Annotated in this window: 9 protein-coding genes and 2 rRNA genes; 3 read left to right on the forward strand and 8 right to left on the reverse strand. The window is 32.9% G+C overall.

The annotated features are described in order from the left end of the window. Positions 1 to 284 (forward strand): hypothetical protein (locus Q3V94_RS09640; protein WP_303527211.1); only part of this gene is annotated, 284 nt, incomplete at its 5' end. A 233-nt stretch (positions 285 to 517) separates the two neighbouring features. Here the strand turns inward: Q3V94_RS09640 and Q3V94_RS09645 are convergent. From Q3V94_RS09645 to Q3V94_RS09665, 5 genes are read right to left on the reverse strand one after another with little or no spacing between them, the layout of a single operon-like run. Beyond that, positions 518 to 1,420 (reverse strand): stage 0 sporulation family protein, encoded by a 903-nt coding sequence (locus Q3V94_RS09645; RefSeq protein ID WP_008908279.1) that lies wholly within the window; start codon positions 1,418 to 1,420, stop codon positions 518 to 520. A gap of 1 nt (position 1,421) precedes the next feature. Beyond that, positions 1,422 to 2,384, reverse strand: coding sequence for a DNA polymerase III subunit delta' C-terminal domain-containing protein (locus Q3V94_RS09650; protein ID WP_303527214.1), 963 nt, complete (start codon positions 2,382 to 2,384; stop codon positions 1,422 to 1,424). A 12-nt stretch (positions 2,385 to 2,396) separates the two neighbouring features. Beyond that, positions 2,397 to 2,726: a cyclic-di-AMP receptor gene (locus Q3V94_RS09655; protein WP_008908277.1), complete on the reverse strand. Its 330-nt coding sequence runs from the start codon at positions 2,724 to 2,726 to the stop codon at positions 2,397 to 2,399. A gap of 12 nt (positions 2,727 to 2,738) precedes the next feature. Continuing rightward, on the reverse strand, positions 2,739 to 3,410 hold the full coding sequence (locus Q3V94_RS09660; protein ID WP_303527217.1) for a deoxynucleoside kinase: 672 nt from the start codon (positions 3,408 to 3,410) through the stop codon (positions 2,739 to 2,741). A gap of 3 nt (positions 3,411 to 3,413) precedes the next feature. Continuing rightward, a complete protein-coding gene (locus Q3V94_RS09665; RefSeq protein ID WP_303527219.1) occupies positions 3,414 to 4,841 on the reverse strand; it encodes an aminotransferase class I/II-fold pyridoxal phosphate-dependent enzyme in 1,428 nt (475 codons plus the stop codon). Positions 4,842 to 4,950: 109 nt separating this feature from the next. Between Q3V94_RS09665 and Q3V94_RS09670 the strand changes: the two genes are divergently transcribed. Further along, complete coding sequence (locus Q3V94_RS09670; RefSeq protein ID WP_303527221.1) at positions 4,951 to 6,078, forward strand: hypothetical protein; 1,128 nt, start codon at positions 4,951 to 4,953, stop codon at positions 6,076 to 6,078. Here Q3V94_RS09670 and Q3V94_RS09675 read toward each other — a convergent pair. Then, positions 6,042 to 7,196 (reverse strand): iron-containing alcohol dehydrogenase, encoded by a 1,155-nt coding sequence (locus Q3V94_RS09675; RefSeq protein ID WP_303527222.1) that lies wholly within the window; start codon positions 7,194 to 7,196, stop codon positions 6,042 to 6,044. The genes Q3V94_RS09670 and Q3V94_RS09675 overlap by 37 nt on opposite strands. A gap of 130 nt (positions 7,197 to 7,326) precedes the next feature. Here Q3V94_RS09675 and Q3V94_RS09680 point away from each other — a divergent pair, with 130 nt between their 5' ends. Beyond that, positions 7,327 to 7,491, forward strand: coding sequence for a hypothetical protein (locus Q3V94_RS09680; protein WP_008908086.1), 165 nt, complete (start codon positions 7,327 to 7,329; stop codon positions 7,489 to 7,491). A gap of 70 nt (positions 7,492 to 7,561) precedes the next feature. On the opposite strand, the gene rrf is transcribed toward Q3V94_RS09680, so the two are convergent. Together rrf and Q3V94_RS09690 are read right to left on the reverse strand one after the other, a co-directional pair. Continuing rightward, a 5S ribosomal RNA gene (rrf, locus tag Q3V94_RS09685) occupies positions 7,562 to 7,678 on the reverse strand. A gap of 14 nt (positions 7,679 to 7,692) precedes the next feature. Next, positions 7,693 to 7,793 (reverse strand): 23S ribosomal RNA (locus Q3V94_RS09690); the annotation flags it as partial.

Here is a 7,793-nt window from a genome sequence, read left to right on the forward strand (position 1 = left end):
GAGGTTGTGTAAAATATATAACTATTGGCACTGATTATAGGTCCTCTATAAATCGTGATTCTATATTTTTTAAAAAAATATATAGTCTAAGAACTGAATCCGAAAGATACAATTCTAGATGGAAAAATCTCAATACAGAACAAGCTTATGTTAGAAATATTAACTCTGTTACTAATTTGAATACAATCGGTCACATTTGCCTTTTAACTGTTGCAATTGCTGCCATAAAATCTGGCTGCGTTGATAAATACAAATCCCTATCGGGATTTAGAAGAACAGCCTGAATAAATTATATTAAAATTATATTAAATTTTTTGAACATCAATTTTACCAAGGGAGTAGTCTACCCTTTTTTTGCTTTTTTGGTGTTAATTTAAGTTTAATTTAAAATAATTGAGCTTCACTTCATAAAAATTAGAACAACTTAACATAAATAATTTTGTTTTTTAATCAATTATGCTCATCTCTATTTTCAAATATATTTTATCACAAATAAAATAAATGTCAAATGTTCCAATTACTCTTCTAAAAGGTCGTTTAATCCCTCTTCTCCTATTTCTTCTATTTCCTGCTTCAATTCTTCCTCCGATATTTCTTTAAATTCATATTCTCCTTCAATAAGTTCCACATCATATATTGAATACGCCTTTATTTCAACCTCGTTTTCCTTATTAAGTTTAACCTTAACCCTTTCATGAACGATGCTGTTTTCTACAACTTCTCCTTCGCCATCAGGGGTCCTTACAATAGAACCAATGGTTGGAGTTTTTTTGCGAATTTCTTCGTAGGTTTCCTGTTCATAGTTTAAACAGCACATAAGCCTTCCACAAACGCCTGATATCTTAGATGGATTTAATGATAAATTCTGCTCCTTTGCCATTTTGATTGAAACAGGTTCAAATTCCCCTAAAAAATGGGCACAGCACATAGGTCTTCCACAGGGCCCAAGGCCTCCAACCATCTTTGCCTGGTCCCTTACCCCAATTTGCCTTAACTCAATTCTAGTTCTAAAAATAGCAGCAAGGTCCTTAACAAGCTCTCTAAAATCAACCCTTCCCTCTGCCACAAAGTAGAATATAACTTTATTGTTGTCAAAGGTATATTCTACATCAATCAGTTTCATAGGAAGACCATGCTCAGCTATTTTTTTAAGACATATATCAAAGGCGGTCTCTTCCTTTGCTTTATTTTCTAAATGTTTCATTTTATCCTCATCGGTTGCAACCCTCAACACCTTTTTTAAAGGAGCTACAATATCCTCCTCAGGAACTTCTCTTTTCCCGATAACTACCTCACCGTATTCAAGACCACGAGCTGTTTCAACAATAACATAATCCCCTATATTTATGTCTAAGTTGTCTGGATCAAAATAATATATTTTACCGGCCCTTTTAAATCTTACGCCTACTACTGTTACCATATTAAACCTCCTGTATATTCAAAAGCATTGCTTCGATTGTAAGTTGATAATTTGAATAATAGTTCAGTTTTTCTTTTGTTCTTTTGATTATATCAATTATCCCATTTATTTTATTATAAGAAAGTATTTTGCTTTCTTCAATTATTCTTTCAAAATAATCTTCATTTATCAGAACATCCTTATTGTAAGTGATCTTATACATCAAAACATCCCTAAACCATGTTATTAGCATATCCAGTATTTCATCAATATAATCCCTTTTATCATCAAAGAATCTTACTATTTCCGTCATCTCCAAACCCTCAATATTTGTAATTTTGGTGGCAATGTTTATTACATCGTTTCTTAAATTAGCATATTCCTCATTTAAATATTTTTCAGCTATTCCAATTATGCCATCGCTTAGTTTTGCTATAACCCTTGCCTTTTCGCTGTTTACTCCCTTTTTAATCAAATATCTTTGTATTTCTTCACTATCCACTCTATTTAAACTAAAAATTTGGCACCTTGAAATTATAGTTTCCAAAACTGAATTTAAGTGATTAGCTGTAAGAATTATTATTGTGTCCTCTACGGGTTCCTCTAAAGTCTTTAAAAATTTGTTTTGAGCTTGAATAGTGGTATTTTCAAAGTTTTCTATTATAACCACCTTTTTATCCCCTTCGTAGGGTTTTATCTGAATCCTTTCTATAATTTCTTCTATGTCTTCAACACCTATAGTTTTATCCCTTTTTGAAAGTATGATAACATCAGGATGATTGAAATGCTTAATCTTAATACATGAAGGACATACTCCACAGGCATCGTTGGTTTTACATAATATTTTAGCTGCCATATAAAGGGCAAAATTCCTTTTTCCAATTCCCTCAGGTCCCTTTAAAATATAAGAATTTACAAGGGAACCGGATTTTAATATTTTATCAAAGACCTCCTTAAGTTTATTTTGTCCAACTACTTCAAACAAGCCAAATCACTCCTAAAACTTTTCAAATCTATCGACATCTAAAACAAAGACAGTTGCTCCTCCTATTGTAACCTCCATAGGATTAGGAACAAAAACTCCAGCTGTTCCCATAACAGGTGATGGAGCAGATATTATGGTTTTTCTAGTCTTACATACATTTTTAATGATGTCTAGAACTTCCTCTACCCTTTCCTTTTCAACGCCTATCATAAGGGTAGTATTTCCTGATTTTAAAAATCCCCCAGTCGTTGCAAGCTTTGTAACTTGAAATCCTTTTTCCGTTATATTGTCAACAAGCTCATAAGCATCCTCGTCATGAACTATCGCTATAACAAGCTTCATAAAAACACCCCTTTATAATATTTTTTTAACTTCTTTATAAATATCCTCATGTATATCCTCAATAGTCCTTAAGTTTCCATCTCTATAGCATCGAATTTTCCTCCAGCCATATTTTTCAGCACAAAAAACAGCATTTTTATAGGATGTTAAAATATATTCTGAATTTTTTTCATGTATGTCCTTTTTAATGTCCCCTGACATTTTGCTCGGTCTATCTTTAATTAAATTTAAACTTATATCCGGAGGAACATCGAGAAAAATAACAAGATCCGGCTTAGGAAGATTAAATTTATTATATTCAAGGTCATAAAGCCAATCCAAAAAGTATTCCTTTTCTTTTAAGTCGTTTATCTTTGCTGCCTGATGGACCATATTGGATGTTACATATCTATCTGCTATTATAACTCCATCAGCTTTATAAAACTCCTCCCATTCCATCTTGTAGCTTGCAAATCTGTCGACAGCGTAGAAGCATGAAGCCGCATAGGGATTAACATCCTCAGGATTTTTGCCAAAATCTCCATTAAGATACATTTTAATTAAGGAACTTGATTCACTTTTATAGTTTGGAAACTCAACTTTTTTTACCCTTATTCCTTCCGCCTTTAACCTTTCAAATAACCTTTGGGTTTGAGTTGCTTTGCCGCTTCCATCTGTTCCATCTATTATTATAAGTTTTCCCATTTACTACCCTCCGTTTACTACTAAAATATATTCTCCGTTTACATCGTCTATTCCGTTTAAGGTTATTCCGCTTGATTTATACTCATCTATTAAATCTATTATATCTTGAGTTATAAGTTCCCCCGGAACTAATATTGGAATACCAGGAGGATATGGCACCACCATCTCTCCGCTTATTAGTCCCTTTGCCTCCTTAATCTTTACCCGTCTTTTAGGCATATAATAGGCATCCCTAAGGGATAGGACTTTTTGATAGTTAACATTTTTGCTTGTAAAATCAGTATTTTTGTGTCCTTGAAATTTATCTTTTATCTTTAACAATGCATTTCTTAGACTATCATAAAATTCCTTTTTATCTGCGACGCTTCCAATAAGAACTATGTTGTAAAGATCCGACATTTCAACTTGAATATTGTGTTCTCTTCTTAAAATGCTTTCTAAAGTTTTCCCTCCTAAATTTGAATTTATCACTATCCTGGTTCTATCTATGTCATAAATATTTGCTTTTTCGATATAATTTTCATCTAAAATCTTAAAGCCATCAACATACCTTATATCCCTTTTTAAATCTTCTATATATCCAATAACCTCATCTAAAAGCCTTTCTCCTTCCCCCTCCATAATGCTTCTTGCAGCGTCTATCGAGGACATCAATATATAGGAAGGACTTGTAGATTGAAAAATTTTTAGCATATATTTTATTCCTGTTGAATCAACTCCATGATTTACATTTAAAACAGCCGTTTGTGTTAAAGATGGCAATGTTTTGTGAAAGCTATTGACAGAAACATCAGCACCAAGTTCCATAGCACTCTTTGGGAGTTTAGAGTTAAAGGGGAAATGGGCACCGTGGGCCTCATCCACCAAAACAAGTATATTAAACCTATGGGCATATTCTATTAGCCTTTTTAAATCCAAACACGTTCCGTAATATGTAGGATAAGTAACTACTATAGCCTTTGCGTCCTTATTTTTTTCTATAACCTTAAAGGCTTCATCTAAGTTTATTGAAACCGGGATGTTAAAATCCTTTAATACCGAAGGATTTATATATTCAACTTCTAAATCACCCAAGAAAGCTGCTGAATAAACGGATCTGTGGCAATTTCTTTGAATTATGATTTTATCTTTAGGCTTTGTAAGGCCAAGAATCATGCTATAAATCCCTGAAGTGCTTCCATTTACAAGCATAAAGCTTTCCTTAGACTTAAGACATTTAGAAAGTTTCTCCTGAGCATCCTTTATAATTCCCTCTGGTGAGTGGAGATTATCAACTCCTTCAACTTCAGTAAGGTCCATTTTAAAAATATTTTCCTGAATTATATTTAGCTCTTTAAATTCATTAGCATTATTTTTATGCCCCGGCATATGAAAGGGAATATTCCTCTGACTAATATATTCTAACAAACCATTAATAAGCGGCGTATCCATAGAAACCTCCTTAGTTCTATTATTTTCAATATATCATATTGCGTTAAACTTGTGAACATCTTAGGCATATATTTCTTATTAATGTAAATAATATTCCTGAGGTGAAATTATGTCAAATATCGAAAGGAATCTAATAAAGGGTTATATTGAAAGCTCAAAGGATAAGCTATATGCACTTTTAGATGACTTATATAACATTAATATCGATAAAGATCACGAAAAAAAAGCCTTTAATATTCTATCAACATTTTTAAAAGAAAATGGCTTTTTCATTAACAATAACATTCAGCAAATAGAAAACACATTTATTGCGGAAATAGGAAATGGCAGCAAGAAAATAGGCTTTTTTTGCGAGTTTGAAGCCCTTAAGGAAGGATATACAAACGGTCATAATATTCAATGCGTAATGAATATAGGCGGCGCATTAGGCTTAACTAGGGTCCTAGATAAAATTGATTCTAAAATAATTATCTATGGACTTCCTAAGGAAGAATCTTTACCATTAAAAATTACTTTATCGAATAGGCATATATTTGATGACTTGGATTTAATAATTTGTGCCCATCCAGGTGAAAAAACTTACGAAAGCGTAGGCTCAATGGCCATGAGCATAATGAAATTTGAGTTTACTGGAAAAAGAGCAAGTTTTAATCTTAACCCTAATGAAGGAATATCATCTTTAAATCCTATAATTAAATTTTTAGATATCATTCAGGATCTTAAAAGCGAATTTAATTCCCATCTTGTAAATTACGTCATCAACTGCGACAATCAAGATATCTTCATAATACCTGAAAAATCAGAATGCACAATTGGAGTAAAGGCCACCGATATGATGGTTCTTGAAAAGATAAAGGATAAAATAATAGAAAGTGCTAAATTTATTTCTAAAGTATACTCATGTGATTTTGATTATAAAGTTCAAGCAGATTATATGCCCTTTAAGAAAAATGTTGAACTTATAAAGCTTACCTCCCATAATCTTAAGGAATGCGGCATAATAAACATCCATGGTCCGTTATCTTCAGCTTTAAGTTTAGACATAGGCCTTATAAGTCATAGGATTCCTACAGTTCATCCTTATATTGGAATATGTGAAAATGGTGAAAGGTATGGAACCATAGAATTTAAAGAAGCCACAATAAAAAACTATGCAAAGGACATGATGATAAAAGCATCATGTGCCCTTGCACTTACAGCCTATGACTGGATTTTCAAATCCTCTAATTTACCATAATAAATAGACCTTAGGATTACTCTCATATCATCGAGGGTAACCTTAGCAGGGTTTACCCTTGTTGACCCCTTCATAGAGTTTTCTAATAATGATTCAAATTCATTTAAAAATTCTCCTTCATCAAGGCTAGCATCCTTTAACGATAAAGGGATGCCTATTTTTCTATTTAGTTTTATTATCTCTTCTATTATATCATTGCCTATCATGCTGCTTATGTTATTTAATCTTTCTTTTACCTTTTCATCCCTTGAATTAAACAAAAGCACATAAGGAAGGGCAATAGCGTTTAAAAGACCATGGGAAAGGTCGAACCTGCCACCTAATGCGTGGGAAATTCCATGGGCCATACCAAGCCCAACATTTGAAAAGGCACATCCTGCCATGGTGCTGTATATGTGAACCTTTTCTCTAAAATCATAATTTTCATATTCATAAGATAAAGGCAAATATCTAATTAAGCCCTTTATCGCACCTTCAGCTAAAACTTCAGTAAATTCATCTATATTTTTATTTATATAGCATTCAATTGCATGGGTTAAGGCATCCATCCCAGTTTCCGCTACTATGCTTTTGGGCATTGAAAGAGTTAAAGCAGCATCTAAAACAGCAACATCAGGTATAAAGGCATCACACTTTAACCCTATTTTTAAATTCATATCATCATAAGTTAACACCGATGCCCTTGTAACCTCAGTTCCCGTTCCTGATGTTGATGGGATTGCAATAAGTCTTACCCTTTTTCTCATTTTAGGAAGGATCAAATTATCAGGATTCTTTATATCAAGTTCTGGATATTCATAAAACACTGCAGCAGCTTTAGCAACATCTATAGGAGAGCCTCCACCTATTCCTATTACTGTATCCGGTTGAAATTCCTTCATTTTTTCTATAGCATCCAATACTGTATTTATTGATGGGTTCTTTTTAACTTTGCAAAATAATTCATATTCAGCATCTACATCTCTTAAAATATTCGTAAGTCTATCAATAGCGCCATTTTTAAACATCGAATTTCCACCAGTTACAATAAAGGCCCTTTTTATTTGCAATCCTTTAATGTATTCTAGTGAATCTTTCCCAATTATTATACTATTTCCATGTAGTTTGATTTCCTTCATAGTCCGCCTAAAAGGCTTCACCTCCTAATTTTATTTAGTCTTTTTATGTATTATCCATTATCAAAGTATTTACATTTATTGTATTAATTGTTAATATATTTTATAAATATATATTTAGGGGGTATATCAAATGAATTTAATCGATATTTTAGCTCTTTTAACAAACATAGGACTACCTATAATAATTTTAATTATAGCATTTTTATACATAACAAACATACTAAAAAAATTAAAATCCATCGAAGAAAAACTTGATAGGGTAATTACTCAGTTTGAAAATCATAAAAAACAGTAAAATCTTAAACTTAAGTGCCAGGCACCACAAGTAAAAAAGCCTCAACCATTTCGGTTGAGGCTTTAAATTTACCCGGCAGTCACCTACTCTCCCAGGCCGTCTCCAGCCTAGTACCATCGGCGTAGGTAGGCTTAACCTTCGTGTTCGGAATGGGAACGGGTGTTTCCCTACCTCTATCACCACCGGATTAAACTGCACAATAAGATCAAGCCCTCGACCTATTAGTACCAGTCAGCTAAACGCCTTACGACGCTTACACCTCTGGCCTATCTACCTGGTAGTCTTCCAGGGGTCTTACCGCT

It is taken from the genome of Caloramator sp. CAR-1 (assembly GCF_030546345.1).
Classification (GTDB): Bacteria; Bacillota; Clostridia; order Clostridiales; family Caloramatoraceae; genus Caloramator; species Caloramator australicus.